The following is an 18,801-nucleotide window of genomic DNA, read 5'->3' on the forward strand; positions in this document are numbered from 1 at the left end:
AAGACTTTCAAAATCCTTGCAGAGCGTTATCGAAATAGAGGGAAAAGACTTGGCTTAAGGTTCAATTTGATTGCAGGTATTTATAATTTAGAACTGAGTAAAAAGTGAGTTATGAAAGAAGTCTATTGTAAGCTGTTTATATATGATCAATTGACAGACATATTGTTTAAAAAGCAACATTGCATAAAAATAGAAATACATTGATTATAAATGCATAAGCAAAAACGCCTATTAAATCATTCAATATATAAATTTAGGATTAAATATCTGTAATTATTATTTATCAGCTTTGTAATAGAATTGTACTATTCTATTTTAATATCCTCCTCAGCTATTTAAAGGGTTAATTATGAAATCCTATTTGGATAATGATTATAAAGTAATTACCTTGCCTGATAATGGTGTGCCAATTAAGCCAATAAGAGCAAAAGCGATTATATTTTCTGATCAAAACTCTCGTAAGCTATTAAGCCAAGTTGAAACCATTGCACCAAGTTCTGCCAGTGTGATCATCCAAGGTGAATCAGGTACAGGTAAAGAATTAATCGCACGTGAAATTCATTTGAAAAGTGATCGCCAAAATAAGCCATTTCTTGCTGTCAATTGTGGTGCTTTAGTTGAAACACTTGCAGAATCTGAATTGTTTGGTTATGAAGCAGGCGCATTTACGGGTGCGCATAAGACACGCCCTGGTATTTTTGAAACAGCCGACGGCGGAACTTTGTTCTTGGATGAAGTGGGTGAGTTGCCGTTGTCTTTGCAAGTAAAACTGTTACGTGTATTGCAAGAAAAGGAAGTTGTTCGGGTCGGTGGACGTAAACCGATCCCGATTAATGTACGCATCTTGTCTGGTACACATGTTGATTTGCGTAAAGCTGTCGCGGAAAATAAATTCCGTTTAGATTTATACTATCGCCTAAATGTGGTTGTGCTAAATATTTTACCATTGCGAGAGCGTAAGGGTGACATTTTGCCTTTGGTGGATTTTTTCTTAAACTCCTATTCGCAAAAGATGATTACGCCGAAACCCAACATCAGTGATCGCGCCAGAAATGCGCTGCTCAACTATAGTTGGCCGGGAAATATCCGTGAGCTTGAAAATAATATCCATTATGCACTGCTCATCAGTGGTGGCAAAACCATTGATATTGAACATTTAAGGTTTTCAGAGGAGGGTGGCTCAAGCGTTTTACCAGATAATGATTTGATTCAAGAGTTTGAGGATGTACTCAAGCGTTTATTTCAAGAATATGATGGTGAAGCATGGCACATCATTGAAGATAAAATCGTCAATACCGCTTTTTCAAGTTGCTGGAATAATCAGGTTAAGACTGCAAAAATGTTAGGACTGTCGCGCAATGTTTTACGTAATTTGTTATCAAGATATAATTTATTACCAAATAAAAATGAAATTGTTTAATTGGGCCGTGCAATAGAAACATCCATTTTACCCATGGATGTTTTATTTTGGGCTGGTCATTTTTGTGATCCATAAACCCAGTTCAAACAAAAGCCACATTGGTACTGCCAGTGCAAGCATGCTAAAAATATCAGGGGGTGTAATAAACATTGCGATAAAGAAAAATAAAACAATGATGTGTTTACGGTAATGTTCCAATTGTTGAATAGAAAGAATACCAATAAAAATAAGAATATAGGTGAGTACAGGGATTTGAAAGGCGATACCAAAAGCCAGAAAAAGCTTGAGACAGAAATCAAGATAACTGTTGATATCAGTCATCGGTAAAACATTATCTGGTGAAGCTAAGACAAAGAAGTTTAACGCCAAAGGCAGAATCAAATAATAGGCAAATAATAGGCCAAGATAAAATAAACCGATGCTGGAGAGTACAAGCGCCACGCCAAATTTTCTTTCACTTTGATATAGAGCAGGTGCAATAAAGCGCCAGAATTGATAAAGAATAAAGGGAATCGCCAATAAAATTGCAAAATAAATATTGAGTTTAAAGGGCGCTAAAAATGTACTCATCACATCTGTAGCTATCATGGTTGAATTTTTAGGCAATCGGGATATTAAGGGTTGAGCCAAAAAATGATAATTGTGTTGCGCAAGGGGCAATAATAGTAAAAAAATAGTTAAGACTGTAGCAATGCTATAGATCAAACGCTTTCTAAGCTCTTTTAAATGTTCGCTATATTTCATTTCAGTGAGTGTTTCACTGAGTATTTGTTCGGTCATGCAGCTTGATCCTCACGCAAGATATTGGATGATGTTGTGTAAATTAAAAAGGGTACTTTTAATTCACATGCAGAGATTTGATAAACATAATCATGTGTGGGATAAGGGGGCACTTGATGTGCTATAGCAACAGCGCTATGTACACTTTGGATTTCGTGTTGCATTTGTGCAAGCTGCTGTTTGAGTAGCTCCTCGTTTTGTTTTATTTTGAGCAGCTCTTCTTGCATGATCCTTTTTAGTTCAAGCAATTCCAGTTCATTTTCTAACTCTAGCTGGATTTTGTTAAGGTTATTTTTAAGGGCTCTGTATTTAAGTAATCCCACCCTTAATGTTTGAGGGAGCTTTTCAGGTCCCAATATAATCAGTGCAATAACAGCAAAAGCCAAGAGTTCACCAAAACTGATATTGAACATAATGATTTAGTACTCACCGGTTAGTGTTTTTTTCTTTATTTAAATCGAGATGATGAATTTCTTTAGGCTGATTTGTTTCAGACAGTTTTTGATCATCAGAATGAACCGAGTCTTTAAAATCTTTAATTGCACCACCTAAATCCTTACCTAAGTTTTTAAGTTTTGATGTACCAAATAATAAAATAACGATCACGGCAAATAATAATATATGCCAAATTGATAAACCCATTTCATATTTCCTTAATAATTTAAAACTTGCTGATATAAATATCATGCTTGAATATATTTTCTAAATAATATTTATATCGATGAATATTCGATTTCATTATGCGCTATGGTCCAGCATATTGAGTGCTTGATTACGATAGTTAAATAATAATTCGCTGTCTTTATGTCTTGGATGGGTCAAAGGAACTTGAATGATTTCTTTAATTTTTCCTGGTCGAGCAGACATTACGATCACGCGATCACCCAGATAAACCGCTTCTTCTATATCATGTGTAACTAGAATCATGGTGATCTTTTGATCTTGCCAAATACGTTGTAATTCAGTTTGCAGATGGCTACGTGTAATTGCATCTAAAGCACCAAAGGGTTCATCTAAAAGTAAAATATCAGGCTGATTAACCAAGCCTCGTGCAATCGCTACCCGCTGCGCCATACCACCCGATAGCTCATGTGGATAAGCATTTTCAAAACCTTTTAAACCCACCATTGTAAGATGTTCTGCCACACGGGCATTTTTTTCGGCACGGCTTAAGTCGGTTTCTTCGAGCGCTAAATGAATATTTTCGGAAACACTGAGCCAAGGCAATAGACGGTGCTCCTGAAAAATTAAACCTCGTTTTAAATCTGTCCCTTGTATTGGTGTTTGATTCAGTAAAATCTCACCTTGATAGTCTTTATCTAATCCTGCAATTAAGCGCAACAAGGTCGATTTACCACAGCCACTGCTTCCGACAATAGAAATAAATTCTCCTTGTTGAATATCGAGATGAATACCATCTAATACGGTGAAAGTTTGTTGATCTCGATAAAATGATTTATTGAGTTTTTTAATCGAGAGTAAGGAAAAGCTCATATCAATATCCTGATGAGATGGGTGATTCAGTTAAACACGCCATTGCAGTAGTCGTTTAGAAATCAAGTGAATGCAAAGCGTCATGCCAATACCGCTGAGGGTGACCGTGATTGCACACACCAACAAAATATCCATTTCGGCATTGATTTCAGCTTTCATCATTAAATTGCCTAAGCCTGCACCAGCATTGAATAACAGCTCACTGGCAGTTGTGGTAATCCATGTAAAAGGCACCGCTAAATTCAACCCCGTTAAAATATATGGGAGAGCTTGAGGGAAACGGATTTTTTTAAATTCCTGCCAAAAAGATAATTTGTAAATACGAGCGACTTCACTGTATTTCTGGTCATAATGACTTAGCCCTTGAAAGCTGTTAATCACCATCGGGAAAAAAGAAGCAAGCGCAATAATAAAGATTTTTGCCTGCTCACCATTGCCAAACCACAGTGCAATCAATGGGGTTAAACCAAGTAAGGGTACTTGGCGAATGCTATTAAATAATGGTGAAACCAAGGCATTTAAAATTTTTGAATAGGCAAGTAAGGCGCCGAGTAGTAGCCCTGTTGTCGAGCCAAGTAAAAACCCCAGTCCAGCTTTTTTAAGACTTCCCCATGTGTTTAACCATAATTCACCTGTTTCAAGCAGCTGAATAAAAGCAAAATACACCTTCTGTAAAGGCACAAATGCATAGGCATGACTGGCACCTAAACTTGAATTGTATTGCCATAAAGCCAGTAAAAGGAGCGGTAGCAGCAGACCTTTGATCAAGATCAGTGGTTGCGCAAAAGCACTTTTTAAGTTCAGTGGATGCTGTGACATTATTTCCCCCTTGAACTCAATGCAGGTGATACAAGATATTGTTCGAGCTGACGTAAAGTTTTATCTAAAGCAAAACCAATGATTCCTGTAATAAAAACTCCGACCATGACAACGTCTAAACGTAACATTTGTCGTCCGAGCTCCATCATTTGACCAATGCCAGTGCCTGCAGCAAGTAATTCAACGGCCACCAAAATCAACCAAGCACGACCTAGAGCAATCCGCAGTCCACCGATTAATGGTGGGAGGATGCAAGGGATGATGATGTATCTCAACCATGCTGGAGTTTTTAGTTTGTAGATCTGGCCCAATTCAATATATTTTTTAGGAATATTTCTAACAGCATCAGCTGTTGTGAGTGCGATTGGAAAAAAACAGGCTTTAATAATCAGTAAAATTTTAAATAGTTCACCAATTCCAAAAACCAAAATAAAAATAGGAATAAGCACAAAGATTGGAATTTGATAAAGGATATTGAACAAAATATAAGTGTAATTTCGGAAAGAGGTGAGAGATGCATAGGCAATGCCAAACAAAATCGCACAGGTGGCCGCAATTGAAAAACCCATCAGCAGTCGAGAAAGGCTATCTTTTAAATGCAGTTGTAGTTCACCACTTTGCAACAAGGCAAGAAATGTCTGCCATACCGTTATAGGTGGCACTAAAATTTGGGTTGGAAAAATCTGTAAATAGCTAATCAATTGCCAAACCAGTAACGCCAAGATGGGTGAAAGGAATGAGAGCAAGCGATAGACCTGCTCAGAAGACAATCGCCTCCATAATGGTGCTTTGATCGCCACGATTTTTTTTTCGATAAGCGGATTTACGAGGATTTTCATGACCTAGTTTCCTTGCTTATGTTGAATATCAAGTGTTTGTAAATTTTGAATGGCTTGACTGGTAAACTGAGCATTGAGCAACTCTTCAGCTTTGATTGGCGTTTGAATCAATTGGTTTTTTACAGCATGGTCGATGACTTTTGCATAATGCTGTTTAAGAAAATCCACTTGGTACTCAGGTGACCAATCTTGTTGCCAGTTACTGCTGGTATTTTGACTTTCGCGTTGAATCACACTTAGAGGCTGACCAAATTTGGTTTGGCTTTGTTGGAATTCATCTTGATGCTGTGAAATCCACTGCATTGCCCGTACTGTCGCATCAGCAAGTAGTTGGGTTGTGTCTGGATGTTGATCCAGATAAGTCTTGCGTCCCCATAGTTCAGCACGCATTTTCCAGTCAGCGGGTAGACTTTGCGATGACCAAATAATTTTGCCAAGATGGCGATCTTGTAAAGTGAGCGCATCACTTAAGGTAAAAAATGCATCGACGCTTTTAGCGGATAAAGCAGCAGCTCCCGCCTGTGGATTGAGATTGATGATTTGAAAATCTTTAAGCTTTAAACCTTTGCTCTGTATCAATTGAGCAAAATTAATTTCCCAAGGACGACCACGATGTAAGGCAATCTTTTTACCTTTGAGGTCCTCAATGGTTTTGATGGGTGAATCCGCTGGAACCACCAAATAAACATTATTACCGACTCCGCCAGGGACGACAATTTGTGTTCTAACACCAGTGGCATTGAGTACTACCGCAGGAAGATTGCCATAAAAAGCAAAATCAATTTTATTGTTGATAAAGCTTTCATTGACTAAGGTGGCCACAGCCGCAGTGGTTACAGGTTCCCACTTTAATTCAATATTTTTCTGCTTTAATGCTTTTAGAAAAATGGGGTCCTGTGCAATAAGTTGTGGTACACCAATAAAGTCCAGACCGCCAGAAGTTCCATTGGCCACAACCGCAATACGAAGCTGTTGTTGACTGGTTTTACTTTGGTTTGGATCTTCGGTTTTGTGTACGCCACAAGCAACCAATCCTAAAAGACTAAAACTTAAAAAAAGACCAGAAAAAATACGCATATCATCATAAAAATCTAGAAATATAAGGGGATAGAGCAAGAACCAAGCCAAAATAATTATTTTATATAAATCAGTTTGTTATGTTTTTATGATTGGTGTTATTTGAATGGATCAAACAGGTTATGTTGTGAAACCGACAGTATTGGATGGATAAGTGTTGAAATTTCAACACCATGTTTAGCTGGGTTTTTATAATATTTAGATAAAACAACAATATAGATGAATTCAATATTGAATAAAAAACGGCATGGTTTCTGCTCATGAGTTGTATCACTCACGATAGCGTGTAAAACCTTTAAATTATTGAGAAGTATTATGTCTGTTGAATTTTTATGGAGAATCCCTGTGCATGGGGATGGTCGTCGAGCACATCAGTTACATACACGAGGTGAATGGAACCAGTTGGGCCCAGCAGTACAATCCCCTCAACGTGTGGCACCTCAACATCAAGATGAATTGTTTGCCTACTATGATTATGTACAACAGGTAGCAAAAGCCGCAGATATCGTGGGTTTTCACGGCGCATTGATTCCTGCTTTTCCACATACTGAAGAACCGTGGGTGCTGGCATCGGCATTGGCAAGAGAAACCAAAAGACTGCGATTATTGATTGCGATTCAACCTTGGTTTATCCATCCTGCATACGCAAGCCAAATGGCAGCAAGTTTGCAGCGTCTCAGTCAGGGACGGGTTGAATGGAACGTGATTTCAGGTGGCGGTGGGGCACAGCAACGTGCCTATGGTGATTTTATTGAACATGATCAGCGCTATGCGCGAACCAATGAATTTTTAGAGTTTGTAAAAGGGTATTCGCATCAGGCACCTTTTGACTATGATGGAAAGTTTTTCCACGTTGAACAAGGTGGTTTGAAATACCCAATGAATCAATATGACGTTCCTCGTTTGTGGTTAGCGGGAGCAAGTCCAGCGGCACTACAAGTTGCAGGTCGGCATGCCGATATCCACTTAACATGGGGGGAACCTGTTGAACAGCAGAAAAAAGTGATTGAACAGGCGCGATCCTTCCTTGCACAAAATACCCCAGACCATAAGGTAAAGTTTGGTATGCGTATTGATATTTTGGCACGCCCCACACAGGAACAAGCGTTTCAAGAGCTTAAACAGATGTATGAAACCATCGCTGTTGATGGCAATGCATTTGAACGTAAAGATACTGAGTCGGTTGGTGCAAAACGTCAGCAGGCCTTAGCACAAGGCAATCGTTTTGAAGACTTATTTGTCAGTCCAAATGTTTGGGCTGGTATGTCAAATGTAAGGGGTGGGCCAAACTGTATTTTAGTGGGGAGTTATGAACAAGTGGCACAGCGCTTACAAGAATATATCGACATTGGCGTTGGGCATTTTATTCTCGCCAGTAACCCACATTTGGAAGAAGCATATCGGGTTGCTGAAGAAGTCTTACCCTTGGTTGGATATAAATTAAAATAATAAGTTTAGATCCCTTTGAGATATCAGAGGGATCTTGTTGTTTCAACAGCATAGAACTGTCTTAAAACCAACAGCTTTGCTGACAAATCGAAGAGTGTTTTTAATTAAATTTATAAAAATTAGTGGCTTATATTGTTGGCATGACTTGTGCAATTTTCAATACAGTATTTTATTTTTTAGTTTAAATTGCCATGAGTGAACGAATATTTAATCCCCATCAGCGGGCGTTGCTATTTGGGCAATATGCATCTGCTTCAACTGCAACTGGCATATCAGACCCATTTACACGACATCATTTGGATGTGAGTCAATCACCTCCAGCAAAATTGAATAAATTGTGGATCGCGATCATTGCGGTTGCTGCAGCACATTTGGGTATTTGGTATATCGCAAAACAATTACCGACACCAGCTTTGGACATTGCAAAGCCAGAACCCGTGGTGATTGAAATTGTCAAACCAGTGGAACCACCTAAAGTCATTGAACCTAAAATTCCACCAGTGACGCAAAAACCCAAAATTCCGCCTGTGGTCGAAAAACCAAAACCGATTGCGAAACCTATCGAACAGCCGAAACCTGTTCAAAAAACTGTGGAGCAAGCCAAACCGATTGTAAAACCCATTGCGCAAGACACAGTTCAAAAAACTGAGGAACCTGTTGTAAGCAAAAAACTGAGCGCTGAACCTGCTCCAAAAACAGCAGAACCAGTGAAGCCTACTGATGACAATTTACCTGTGACAGAAGCCAAGGGTTATGCAGGTTATCTAAGCAACCCCGCAGCAGAGTACCCAGAACAGGCCTTAGAACGTGGTTGGGAAGGCTCGGTGATTTTAAGGGTCAAAGTATTGCCAAATGGTAGCCCAGATAGCGTAACAGTCAAACAAAGTAGCGGCAAAAAACTTTTAGACAGTGCGGCTGTAAGAACAGTAAAGCAATGGAAATTTTCACCGGCCTTAAAAGGTAAAACACCTGTCGAAGGTTGGGTTGATGTTCCAATTCATTATCAATTACCGAAATAAACTATTTTAAATTAAGAGGATATCTACATGACAGACATAAATTCATTGATCCATGACGGCACAATCTGGTTATTGGTTACTTTCTCCATCGTCACATGGGTGTTGATCGTGGTTAAAGTGGTACAGACACAGAAAGCCAGCAAGCAAAGTAAGGTCTTTGTCGAAGCCTTTTGGAAAGCCAAAAATTTGCCTGAGGCAGTGACTCAATCACAACAAGGTGAAGGCCCTACAGCCCGTGTTGCAAATGCCGGTTTTCAAACCTTGATTGAGGCAGATGAAAAGACTCATCAAGATTTGCAAAACAGTTGGAGTCGGCAGGATTTATTAGAGCGTCATTTACGCAAGCAAATTTTAACTGAACGTCGTCAATTGGAAAAAGGTTCTGCATTATTGGCTTCGATTGGCAATAACGCACCGTTCATTGGACTATTTGGAACAGTGTTTGGGATTATTCATGCTTTACAGGCCATTGCACATTCAGGTAATGCAAGTATGGATGTGGTTGCAGGGCCAATTGGTGAGGCCTTGATTGCTACAGGTATTGGTATTGCTGTGGCGGTACCCGCTGTGTTGGCTTATAACTATTTCATACGTAAAGTTAAAACCATCGGTGCAGACCTCGATGATTTTGCCACTGATTTTGTCAGTTTAAATCAAAAAGCGGGCTTTCAGTTACCTGTCGCTAAGCCAAAAAATACCACTGGAAATACTGTAGTCAATCATGATGCATCTAGTAAAGAAGTCAAAGAAAAAGGAGTGTTTGCATAATGGCCGTTTCAACCTCCCAAGAAGATGATGTGGTGAGTGAAATTAACATTACGCCATTGGTTGATGTGATGCTGGTTTTACTCATCGTGTTTATCGTTACAGCACCCCTGTTAACCAATACCGTGAAAGTAAATTTACCCAAGGCTGCACCAACGCAGTCAACGGATCAGAATAAAGCGGTTGTCATTAGTGTTAATCCGCAAGGAGAAATCTTCCTTGACAAGGATAAAGTAACTTTGGCAAGTTTTGAAAAAGAGATTCAGTCACGTAAAAACAGTAACCCTAAATTGGCTTTGAATTTAAATGCCGATGAGACCATTCCTTATGGAACAGTTGCAAAATTACTTGCCAGTATTGAGCGAGTAGGGGTAGAAAAATTATCTGTGATTACCGTACCCAAGTAGTCTTTGGATGCTGAATGAAATAGCTGCTACGGCAGCTTTTTTAGTGCCTAAAAATATGAGTAGTTAAAATAAAAACAGCGTTCAAATTTTATTGCTTTGTATAAGCATGATTTATATAAGCCTGATTTTTATAAACTGAATGTGTCTAAAATGAATGTGTTATTCACGATTTTGATCAGCAACATTAAGGTCGTTGTGTTGGGCAGCAATAGACGGGATGTACCATCAGAGCCCCATATAGGATTGACTTTTCGTCCTTGAAAAGTCAGAAGATCGCTGACTACAGCAGATGCTTGATGGCGTTAAGGCTCTGTAAATTTTATTTTAGGCTTGATTGTTCCATAATTTCTCAAAACGCCACGTTGGGAAAATAGTGTGTTCTGCAGCTAATCCTCCAATCTGTTTCGATGCAGCATCTATGCTATGGCTAAAACCCCAAATCAGCATTCCACCGCGTTCATGTTGAATTTTTTGTGCCTGAGCCAAATACACTTTACGCTTGGCTAAATCGGGTTCAGCCAGTGCTTTATAAAACAGCTCACTATATTCTGGGTCTTTAAAGTTGACACGATTGGTTGTTGAAATTGGCGCATCATTCACTACAGCAGTGGATAAATACGGCGTACCCACGTTGGTTGCATTACTGGAGAATTGCCATTTACTCCGATCAGGTCCATTAAATGTGGCTAAATCAACTTGTTTGACCCGAATACTGACATTGGCTTTCTTTGCTTGTTCTGCAAATATTAGGGCAGGTTGGGCGTTGCCAACGGGGGTAATCAGTTCAACGCTTAAGCCATCTTTAAAGCCCGCTTGAGCCAATAAATTCTTGGCTTCCGTAATGTCTTGTTGACGTTGTGGCAAATTTAGAAATGCTGGATCCTGTGGAGAATATAGATCATTGGCGATGCGTCCCTGACCGTTTAAACCCCGTTGTATCAGCTCTTGACGATCGGCGATTAAACGAAATGCTTGGCGGACTTTGGGATCATTAAATGGTGTCTGTTGAGTATTAAAGTCAAAACTATTGTGAGTATTGGTTTGAGAACGAACCGTTTGAATATGTTTTGCTTGCTCTAAAATTTTAATGTATTCAGGTGAAATCGCATTTGCAAGATCAATTTGTCCTGCCAATAATGCATTTAGTCGAGAAACTTGATCTTTAAAGTCAATGACTTCAAAACGATCTGCATAAGGCCGATCTGCTTTAAAATAGTTTTCAAACCGAGTAAAGACAGAACGTTGACCGGGGATAAATTCTTTGACTTTATAAGGACCTGCGCCCACAGGGTTATGAATGGGATCAAAATCAGTGGGGACAATACCGCCAAAATTGACCCAAGTTTCAGGCAGCGCCACAAAGCCAGCAATTGAACTAATAAAAGGAATGCGTACTGTATATTGATCTAATTTTTGGATACGATCACGATCAATCCATTGCACAAGATTTCGAAAAGGTGAGGCAAGCTTTGGATCTGTTAATCGTTGCAATGAAAAAATGACATCATCTGCGCTGACGGTTTTACCATGATGAAACTCTAAACCTTTACGCAGTCGTATGGTCCATTCGCTGGCATTATGATTAGGTTCTGCAAATTCAGCCAAAGCAAGACGAGGAAGCATGTTTTCGTCCCATTCCCAGAGCTTATTATAAATCGCAAATCCACGGGTAATCCCACTTCCTGAAGCTGAAAGGTGAGGGTCAAGGCTACCTGATTGTTGTCCACCAATCAGCCCTAATCGAATTGTTCCACCATGCTTAGGGGTACTGGAAAGTGAACTTTCGGATTCAGCGCTAGGTTGTGGAGATTGTCCACAAGCAGATAAACCACTGATTAAAGAAACGCCACCTAGTGCAGTTAGACTTTGGGTTAAAAATTTTCGACGTGAGAGTAACAAGGTTTCATGTGTCATTAAAAATACTCAGTTAGAACTTATCCAGAGGAGATTGCACAATGAATGCCAATTCTTTTTAATATTTTTCTAATATTTATCAATTAATTATAAGCGTTGTGTTTTTTGTCACTGTTGCTTTTTCAGCATTTCTGTTGAAAAAATAAACATGAATAAAATCTGTATATCAATGAGGGCTATTTAAAAGTAATAAAAATCAATGTTTTATATTTGAGTTTTGCCTATTTAAAGATTGGCATAGGCTTTGCGTAACGCAGTGTAAATGTATTTTACTGAGTGTGATATGAAACAGAACTTTCAATTAAAGCCACTGGTGATTGCGCTAGGGCTATTTGGGGCAATTTTTCCATGTGCTATTTTTGCTGAAGAAACCTCAGAGCAAGCCAAGGATTCTGATGGTGATGTAATTACCTTAGCTGATGTTGTGGTGACAGGGGCAAATAAAAAAACCACCATTCTCCCCAAGCGTAAAGTCACTTCGATTTATGGGACGGATAGTTCTGTATTAGATACCCCACGTGTCGTTTCACAAGTATCAGAACAACAGTTTCGTGAAGATGTTATTCGTAGTGCAGATGATTTGGTTAAGTATGCTCCAAGTATCACCAGAGGAGGTGGGCAAAATGCCAATTTCGCGCCACAGATACGTGGGCAAAATTCCGAAGTTTTTCAAGATAGCCAACGAATATACAGTACCCGACATCCGACCAATTTAAATGCCTATGAAGCTGCTGATATTGTTGCAGGACCAACGGGGGTAATTTTTGCACCGACCTCAGGTTCAGGGGGATATATTAATTATCTCACCAAAAAACCGAATTTTAATAAAGCACAAACCACGATTTCGGGATCAGTGGGTTCAATTTATGCAGGGCAAGGTGCTGAGCCTAATTTCTCAGTCAGTATTGATCATACTGCACCTATTTCTAAAGAATTGGCATTTCGTGTCAGTGCAACAGCACAACGAACAGATGACTATTATGACAATGTAAAAAATAATTTTAATGCATTTTATGGTGCTTTGGCTTGGCGTCCAGATGACAGTCTACGGGTTGACTGGAATATCAGTTATGACGATTATTCAGATTTTAATGTGACGCATGGTTGGAACAGAGCGACACAACAATCCGTTGATCAAGGACTTTACTATAAAGGCAGAGCGACCCCGATTATTCAAAACGGTTCAAACTTTTGGTCTCCAGTCTTTGAGTCTGGTGCAGCTCACTCTAAAGTGATTGGTTGGCAAACTCGGCAGAAGAATGACAAAAATCAATATATTGCTGTAGGTCCAGTACAGACTTCTCCTTTGCCAAGTTCTACTGCTGATCAAGCGGGTACTATTCGAGGCTGGGTCTATGATCCATCAATCGCAGGCAATGGCTTAGTCAAATTAGATGATGATGTTTCTGGTCGGAGCGAAGATAAAAACAGTGCAAAGCGCTTTAGCACACAATTTAAACTGGTCAAAGATATCAATGAAAATTGGTCTGTGGCCAATAGTACGCTATATCAAAAGAGTCGTGATTTGGGTGATTCTGTTGGGAGTTTCTTTACCGATTTGGACCATGAATTATTGGATAACCGCTTAGAGTTTTTAGGCGATCATGACTTTGAGCTATTGGGTGTCAAAATCAACAATAAAAGCAGTACAGGTGGCGCTTATCGGCATGAGAAATTTACCTCTCTCGCAGCAAACAATAGTTTTAATATCAATCCTTATGATTTAACCAATGATCCATCACAGAAAAACCCTGGAGATTTATTGGGGTTGGTCAATCATGGTGGTTCGACTGGAAGCTGGATTGGGCAGGCTGGTGTTCCACAGTATTCGCAGTATTTTGGCTATTTAAATCTACCTCGAATGTACCCTGTGGGTCATGGCTTATATGCTGAAAAAGGCGGTTTTCCTCCCAATGGAGGTGGAGCAGTTTATACAGGAACAGGCTTTTGGGACACTTACAGCGTATTTACACAGCAAAATTTTACCTTTAATGATGTTTTTGGGATTAATCTGGGAATTAACCACAGTTCTATAAAAGCAAAATTAGAGAATCCACTGGTTTTAGTCCCTACAGATGTCCGCTCAGATTCCAATAAATATAGTTTACTCAGCTATCAAGCCAGTACCTTTATTAAACCTACTGAAAAAAGTACCCTATATTTTACTTATGATAAAAGTACAGCATTGAATACGGGTGTATTTGGTCCATTTTTAATTTGGGGCGCTGGAAATCAGCTAAATCCTTTGGCTTTTGACAGCCAAAGTGAATTAAAAGAAGTGGGAGTGAAATACGAGCCGATCACTGATCAACTTCTGTTAACGCTCAGTGGTTTTGAACAGAAGCGCGATTTATCACCTGATACCAATGGCAATATGGCGCGTTTTGAAATCAAAGGCCTTGAATCATCATTACGTTGGCAGCTACAAAAAAATATCGCGATTGGGGCAAACTTAACCTATCTCAATGCTGAATATTCTTCCATTATTCCGGCTGGTTTTTCACCTTTTGGTTTCCATGCAGACAATGCGACGGTATGGGGCGATAGCAATGCTTTAAACCAACGCAAAGCTGGACGTTATGATGCAGCAGGCATTCCTAAATATTCTGCAAGTGCTTATGTGGACTATCAGCACCAGTCAGGTTTTGGGCTAAACTTATCGGGCTGGTGGACAAGTAACTGGTATACCAATTTAAGTCAGACCGTAAAGGTACCCAATAATTATAATTTAGATTTGGGACTTTATTATCGTCAACCGCAGTGGACAGTGGGCTTAAATATTCTTAATTTGACCAATGAGCGTAATTTCGTAAATGGTTTAGCTGGTGCAAATAGCGAGTTTTTACAGCCAATGCGTCCATTGACGGTACAAGGACAATTTAGCTATAAATTCTAAATTAAACAGATTTTTATTTTTGATTGCATTAGCCATACTTTTGTATGGCTTTTTTATAAATTTATTCTTAGTAGATATCATTAAAAATAAAAAACAGCAAAATGTTGAAATAACAACAATACGACAATTAAAAATGTCTATCTATCAGCAAAAATAAATAATTTTTTTATGATTTTTTATATAACACTTTGAAAATATTTAAATAAATAGAATGGCACAAAAGTTGCCAATAACAAGAATAGATTTATTTAAATGGAGTCACCATGTTTAAGGTTACAAAAATTAGGCAGAGTATTTTAACTGCTATGTGGGGCGTAACGGCGAGTGTTTCAACACTGGCTATTGCAAATGAAGAGATCGAGACTACACCAGCACAACAAGCACAGGTTGAAAAAGCCAAAGATGTCAAAAAATTAAGTGATGTGATCGTTACTGCACAATATCGGGCGCAAAATATTCAGAAAGTTCCAACTGCAATTACTGCTGTTTCGGGTAAGGACTTGGCAGCGAAAGGTTCTACTTTTATTGGGGATGTTTTAACCTATACACCAAATGCTGCAGCTGAAAACCCAGATGGGGATAGTCGTCCACGTTGGTATATTCGTGGTCTAGGTACGGGAGATGTGGCTGCATCGACAGTATTTCCTGTTGGCGTGTATGCAGATGGGGTTTATTTAAATGCGCCAGTTGCAGGTGCAGGTGACTTGTTTGATTTAGAGCGTATAGAAGTTTTACGTGGTCCACAGGGCACGCTCTATGGGAAAAACACCACTGCGGGTGCAGTCAATTATATTTCTAAAAAGCCTAATTTTTCAGATAAACCCAATGGATATGCAACCATTGGTTTAGGGGATCATAACCTACGAACATTTGAAGGCGCAGCAAACGGTAAAATTTCAGAAAATGTTGCGGTTCGTGGGGCTTTTTACTCTGAAGATCGTGACGGATATGCAAAGAATATTGCCAATGGTGAAGATTATGGCAACGTGGATAAAAAATCTTTTCGCTTCCAAGTGCTAGGCAAAATCAATGATGAATGGGATGCCTTGGTCAATCTACACAGCCAAACTTATAATGGTTTAGGCAGTAATGGTTCCTTAAGCGTGGGTAAATACTGGGGTATTTATGAAAGACCTAAAGGACGAGACACCAATTTAGATTTAGATGAAAACAATAAGATTCAGCATGATGGCGCGTCATTAACCTTAACTGGAGATTTGGGGGGCGGATATAGCTTTACTTCGATTACTGCTTTTGATAAGACCACACAAAAGTCGATTTCAGATGGTGATTACACCCCTTATGATGTCGCACGAAGCTATAGTGATAATGAATGGCGTCAATATAGCCAAGAGTTCCGTATCGCTTCTGATGCTGAAAAACGCTTAAGCTGGATTGCAGGATTTCATTATTTCAATGAGGATTTAGATTCCACTGGAGTCAGTGCACGTGTCAATAAAACATTGCCAAATGGCGCTGCTTCTCAAACTGCGTCTACGCCAGCATTTAGAGATATAACCTATAACCAAGCCACTCAAAGCTTTGCACTTTTTGGTAACAGTACCTATAAATTTACAGATAAATTTAAAGTGACAGGTGGTTTACGTTGGACCAGTGAAGAAAAAGATATTGATCTCAATCTGACTCAGATCACAACGGGAGACTATACAAAAGGCAGTTGGTGGAAAAAAGATGGCTATAGCAATGCAGTTTATAACCCAACTCCAAATGCAAATGGGTCAACAAGTCGCAATAAAACTTGGAATGAGTTGACCTATGACATCACCCCAGAATATGAAATTAATCCTAATTTAAATACTTATTTTAGATTCGCACGCGGTTTCCGCTCAGGTGGATTTAACACTGGTTTATCCAGCAGTTTAACCCAACTTGCCGACGTGAATCCTGAATACTTAAATAGTTATGAACTTGGTTTAAAGTCTACGTTATTGGACGGAGATTTAATCGCAAATGCCAATATTTTTTATTATGACTATAAAGATATTCAAACCAATTTACTGGTTGCAACAGAGGGACAAGGTGGCGGTGTGACCTCTGTTCTCGCCAATGGACCAAAAGCTGAAGTTAAAGGTGCTGAATTAGAATTAGATTATTCAGTGACTGAAAATCTACGTTTACGTTTTGCTGGTGCTTATCTTGACAGCGAATATACCGATTTCGTCGATAAAAACCCAGTAACCAATGTGGTTAATGCAGATAATACAGGCAACAGTCTAGTCCGTTCGCCAAAATACACCGTCGGTCTGGGTGGAGAATATACCTTTAATCTCAATGATGGTGCTCGTGTTGTTGTAGGTACAGATGCCAGCTACCGTGACCGTGAGTTTTTCCTCGTAAACCGTCAAGATTATTCGGTAGATCCAATCTTAAGCCAAAAAGCATATACCTTATGGAATGCCAATGTTGGCTACCATAGCGCAAATAACAAATACCAAGTCAATGCTTACGTTAAAAACCTATTGAATGAAGAATATCAAGTACATGGCCGTCCAAATGGTCCCGCTGGACAATATGTTTTAACTTATGGAAACCCACGTCAAGTTGGTGTTTCTCTGACTGCTAAATTCTAAGTTATACGGAGAACATCATGGGAATTGAATTTTTTACCCGTCTACCACTGCATGGTGAAGCAGAGTACTTAGCAGGTGATCCACGCAATCGTGGTGATTGGTCACGTGTCGCAGGTGTAGACAATACTGGTGCGACATCGAATTACCAAGTCGGTGATGACTTTACCTATATCGACTATCTTAGCCAAGTGGCTCGTGCAGCTGAAATCAATGGTTTTGCAGGTGCACTGATGGTGAATGCACCTACAGGTGAAGAACCATGGACAGTGTGTTCCTTATTGGCAAGAGAAACCAAGCGTTTAAACTTTGTGACTGCATTCCAGCCTTATCATTTTAGTCCTTATAATGCAGTACAAAGTGCAGCAACGTATCAGCGTGCCACAGGGAATCGGTTGGTTTGGAATATTATCAACGGCGGCTCTGAGGTTATTCAGCGCCAAGTTGGGGATGTTACTCCGCACGATGACCGTTATATCCGTGCGACTGAATTTTTAGATGTGGTGAAAGGGTATTGGTATAATGAATCATTCCATTACCAGGGCAAATATTATTCTGCTGAAGGTGGCGGTTTAAAATATCCCCTCAATAAAGCTGAACTACCGATCATTTGTACGGCAGGATCGTCTGAAGCTGCCCGTGAGTTTGGTGCGAAGCATGCTGATTATTATTTAATGCGTGCTGAAAAACCCAGTGAAATTGCTGAATTGATTGCTGATGTGCGCAAACGTGCTGCGAGATATGGGCGGGATAATATTAAATTCGGCTTATCCATTGATACGATTGCACGCCGTAGTGAACAAGAAGCGTTGGCAGAGGCACAACGTTATTTGGATGAAGCTGCTGAAAAACAACGCTTACATGCGTCTGCTGCACATGCAGGTTTGAGATCGGCACGTGTATTGAGTTTTGAAAAAGAATATAGTGAAAAAGCAGGCAGTAAAAACGTCGATGATTTCTTTATTCATCCCAATGTTTGGTCAGGCTTTGGCTATATTGGTATTCCACCAGGTGTTGCTTTAGTGGGAAGTTATTCGCAGATTATCGAGCGGATTCAAGAATATAACAGTATTGGGATTGATCTGTTTTTCTTGGCGGGCTATCCACATTTAGAAGAAGCTTATCGCCTTGGCGAACATGTTTTACCTTATTTCAAAAAACAGCGTCAGGCATTACAGCGTATTTCTGAAGAGGCAAAATATCGTATCGCCTAACTTCCATTGCAACATGTTAAAGCCAAGATTTTTAAACCAGTCTTGGCTTTTTTATATTCATTTTTATACCGATAAAAAATACTGTGGGTTGTCTTTGAAGCTTTAAACAGAAAACTTGTA

At 39.4% G+C, this 18,801-nt stretch carries 16 protein-coding genes and 1 pseudogene; 9 read left to right on the forward strand and 8 right to left on the reverse strand.

Annotated features, from left to right (window positions below):
• Positions 1–108 (forward strand): annotated as a pseudogene (locus ASC84_RS20310) (IS5/IS1182 family transposase); the annotation flags it as partial.
• 241 nt (positions 109–349) lie between these two features.
• Entirely contained in the window at positions 350–1,420 is a 1,071-nt protein-coding gene (locus ASC84_RS20315; RefSeq protein WP_004717502.1) for a sigma-54-dependent Fis family transcriptional regulator, read from the forward strand.
• 42 nt (positions 1,421–1,462) lie between these two features.
• On the opposite strand, the gene tatC is transcribed toward ASC84_RS20315, so the two are convergent.
• The 7 genes from tatC to ASC84_RS20350 form a co-directional block, all read right to left on the reverse strand.
• Positions 1,463–2,200: a twin-arginine translocase subunit TatC gene (gene tatC / locus ASC84_RS20320; RefSeq protein WP_004717500.1), complete on the reverse strand. Its 738-nt coding sequence runs from the start codon at positions 2,198–2,200 to the stop codon at positions 1,463–1,465.
• On the reverse strand, positions 2,197–2,613 hold the full coding sequence (tatB, locus tag ASC84_RS20325; protein WP_056518005.1) for a Sec-independent protein translocase protein TatB: 417 nt from the start codon (positions 2,611–2,613) through the stop codon (positions 2,197–2,199). The genes tatC and tatB overlap by 4 nt, the downstream gene beginning before the upstream one ends.
• Positions 2,614–2,626: 13 nt before the next feature.
• Positions 2,627–2,842: a Sec-independent protein translocase subunit TatA gene (locus ASC84_RS20330; RefSeq protein WP_004823388.1), complete on the reverse strand. Its 216-nt coding sequence runs from the start codon at positions 2,840–2,842 to the stop codon at positions 2,627–2,629.
• Positions 2,843–2,938: 96 nt separating this feature from the next.
• Positions 2,939–3,694 (reverse strand): ABC transporter ATP-binding protein, encoded by a 756-nt coding sequence (locus tag ASC84_RS20335; RefSeq protein WP_004717493.1) that lies wholly within the window; start codon positions 3,692–3,694, stop codon positions 2,939–2,941.
• Positions 3,695–3,724: 30 nt separating this feature from the next.
• Complete coding sequence (locus ASC84_RS20340) at positions 3,725–4,513, reverse strand: ABC transporter permease (RefSeq protein ID WP_004717492.1); 789 nt, start codon at positions 4,511–4,513, stop codon at positions 3,725–3,727.
• The gene (locus tag ASC84_RS20345) at positions 4,513–5,352 is read right to left on the reverse strand and encodes an ABC transporter permease (RefSeq protein WP_004717490.1); all 840 of its coding nucleotides are present in this window, start codon (positions 5,350–5,352) and stop codon (positions 4,513–4,515) included. Before ASC84_RS20345 ends, ASC84_RS20340 begins: the two co-directional genes overlap by 1 nt.
• A gap of 3 nt (positions 5,353–5,355) precedes the next feature.
• Positions 5,356–6,429, reverse strand: a complete 1,074-nt coding sequence (locus ASC84_RS20350) for an ABC transporter substrate-binding protein (RefSeq protein ID WP_056518007.1) — start codon at positions 6,427–6,429, stop codon at positions 5,356–5,358.
• Positions 6,430–6,744: 315 nt separating this feature from the next.
• Between ASC84_RS20350 and ASC84_RS20355 the strand changes: the two genes are divergently transcribed.
• The 4 genes from ASC84_RS20355 (at position 6,745) to ASC84_RS20370 (ending at position 10,069) form a co-directional block, all read left to right on the forward strand.
• Entirely contained in the window at positions 6,745–7,878 is a 1,134-nt protein-coding gene (locus ASC84_RS20355) for an LLM class flavin-dependent oxidoreductase (RefSeq protein WP_056518009.1), read from the forward strand.
• Positions 7,879–8,069: 191 nt separating this feature from the next.
• Positions 8,070–8,897, forward strand: a complete 828-nt coding sequence (locus ASC84_RS20360; RefSeq protein WP_056518011.1) for an energy transducer TonB — start codon at positions 8,070–8,072, stop codon at positions 8,895–8,897.
• Positions 8,898–8,924: 27 nt separating this feature from the next.
• A complete protein-coding gene (locus tag ASC84_RS20365) occupies positions 8,925–9,665 on the forward strand; it encodes a MotA/TolQ/ExbB proton channel family protein (protein WP_056518013.1) in 741 nt (246 codons plus the stop codon).
• The gene (locus tag ASC84_RS20370) at positions 9,665–10,069 is read left to right on the forward strand and encodes a biopolymer transporter ExbD (protein ID WP_004717481.1); all 405 of its coding nucleotides are present in this window, start codon (positions 9,665–9,667) and stop codon (positions 10,067–10,069) included. The genes ASC84_RS20365 and ASC84_RS20370 overlap by 1 nt, the downstream gene beginning before the upstream one ends.
• Before the next feature lie 324 nt (positions 10,070–10,393).
• On the opposite strand, the gene ASC84_RS20375 is transcribed toward ASC84_RS20370, so the two are convergent.
• Positions 10,394–11,983, reverse strand: coding sequence for an ABC transporter substrate-binding protein (locus ASC84_RS20375; protein ID WP_056518015.1), 1,590 nt, complete (start codon positions 11,981–11,983; stop codon positions 10,394–10,396).
• A 283-nt stretch (positions 11,984–12,266) separates the two neighbouring features.
• On the opposite strand from ASC84_RS20375, the gene ASC84_RS20380 reads away from it, so the two are divergent.
• From ASC84_RS20380 to ASC84_RS20390, 3 genes are all read left to right on the forward strand, one after another.
• Positions 12,267–14,879, forward strand: coding sequence for a TonB-dependent siderophore receptor (locus ASC84_RS20380; RefSeq protein ID WP_056518205.1), 2,613 nt, complete (start codon positions 12,267–12,269; stop codon positions 14,877–14,879).
• A 263-nt stretch (positions 14,880–15,142) separates the two neighbouring features.
• Positions 15,143–17,470 (forward strand): TonB-dependent receptor, encoded by a 2,328-nt coding sequence (locus ASC84_RS20385; protein WP_056518017.1) that lies wholly within the window; start codon positions 15,143–15,145, stop codon positions 17,468–17,470.
• A gap of 17 nt (positions 17,471–17,487) precedes the next feature.
• Positions 17,488–18,681 (forward strand): LLM class flavin-dependent oxidoreductase, encoded by a 1,194-nt coding sequence (locus ASC84_RS20390; protein WP_056518018.1) that lies wholly within the window; start codon positions 17,488–17,490, stop codon positions 18,679–18,681.
• Positions 18,682–18,801: the final 120 nt, after the last annotated feature.

Origin of the sequence: Acinetobacter sp. Root1280, from assembly GCF_001425285.1 — a bacterium.
Lineage (GTDB): Bacteria > Pseudomonadota > Gammaproteobacteria > Pseudomonadales > Moraxellaceae > Acinetobacter > Acinetobacter guillouiae.

What these genes read in the sequence shown, in the direction of transcription:
- ASC84_RS20375 (WP_056518015.1), bottom strand. Translation starts at nt 11,983, where the DNA reads ATGACACATGAAACCTTGTTACTCTCACGTCGAAAATTTTTAACCCAA.
- ASC84_RS20330 (WP_004823388.1), bottom strand. Translation starts at nt 2,842, where the DNA reads ATGGGTTTATCAATTTGGCATATATTATTATTTGCCGTGATCGTTATT.
- ASC84_RS20360 (WP_056518011.1), top strand. Translation starts at nt 8,070, where the DNA reads ATGAGTGAACGAATATTTAATCCCCATCAGCGGGCGTTGCTATTTGGG.
- ASC84_RS20340 (WP_004717492.1), bottom strand. Translation starts at nt 4,513, where the DNA reads ATGTCACAGCATCCACTGAACTTAAAAAGTGCTTTTGCGCAACCACTG.
- ASC84_RS20365 (WP_056518013.1), top strand. Translation starts at nt 8,925, where the DNA reads ATGACAGACATAAATTCATTGATCCATGACGGCACAATCTGGTTATTG.
- ASC84_RS20350 (WP_056518007.1), bottom strand. Translation starts at nt 6,429, where the DNA reads ATGCGTATTTTTTCTGGTCTTTTTTTAAGTTTTAGTCTTTTAGGATTG.
- ASC84_RS20390 (WP_056518018.1), top strand. Translation starts at nt 17,488, where the DNA reads ATGGGAATTGAATTTTTTACCCGTCTACCACTGCATGGTGAAGCAGAG.
- ASC84_RS20335 (WP_004717493.1), bottom strand. Translation starts at nt 3,694, where the DNA reads ATGAGCTTTTCCTTACTCTCGATTAAAAAACTCAATAAATCATTTTAT.
- tatB (WP_056518005.1), bottom strand. Translation starts at nt 2,613, where the DNA reads ATGTTCAATATCAGTTTTGGTGAACTCTTGGCTTTTGCTGTTATTGCA.
- ASC84_RS20385 (WP_056518017.1), top strand. Translation starts at nt 15,143, where the DNA reads ATGTTTAAGGTTACAAAAATTAGGCAGAGTATTTTAACTGCTATGTGG.
- ASC84_RS20355 (WP_056518009.1), top strand. Translation starts at nt 6,745, where the DNA reads ATGTCTGTTGAATTTTTATGGAGAATCCCTGTGCATGGGGATGGTCGT.
- ASC84_RS20345 (WP_004717490.1), bottom strand. Translation starts at nt 5,352, where the DNA reads ATGAAAATCCTCGTAAATCCGCTTATCGAAAAAAAAATCGTGGCGATC.
- ASC84_RS20380 (WP_056518205.1), top strand. Translation starts at nt 12,267, where the DNA reads ATGAAACAGAACTTTCAATTAAAGCCACTGGTGATTGCGCTAGGGCTA.
- tatC (WP_004717500.1), bottom strand. Translation starts at nt 2,200, where the DNA reads ATGACCGAACAAATACTCAGTGAAACACTCACTGAAATGAAATATAGC.
- ASC84_RS20315 (WP_004717502.1), top strand. Translation starts at nt 350, where the DNA reads ATGAAATCCTATTTGGATAATGATTATAAAGTAATTACCTTGCCTGAT.
- ASC84_RS20370 (WP_004717481.1), top strand. Translation starts at nt 9,665, where the DNA reads ATGGCCGTTTCAACCTCCCAAGAAGATGATGTGGTGAGTGAAATTAAC.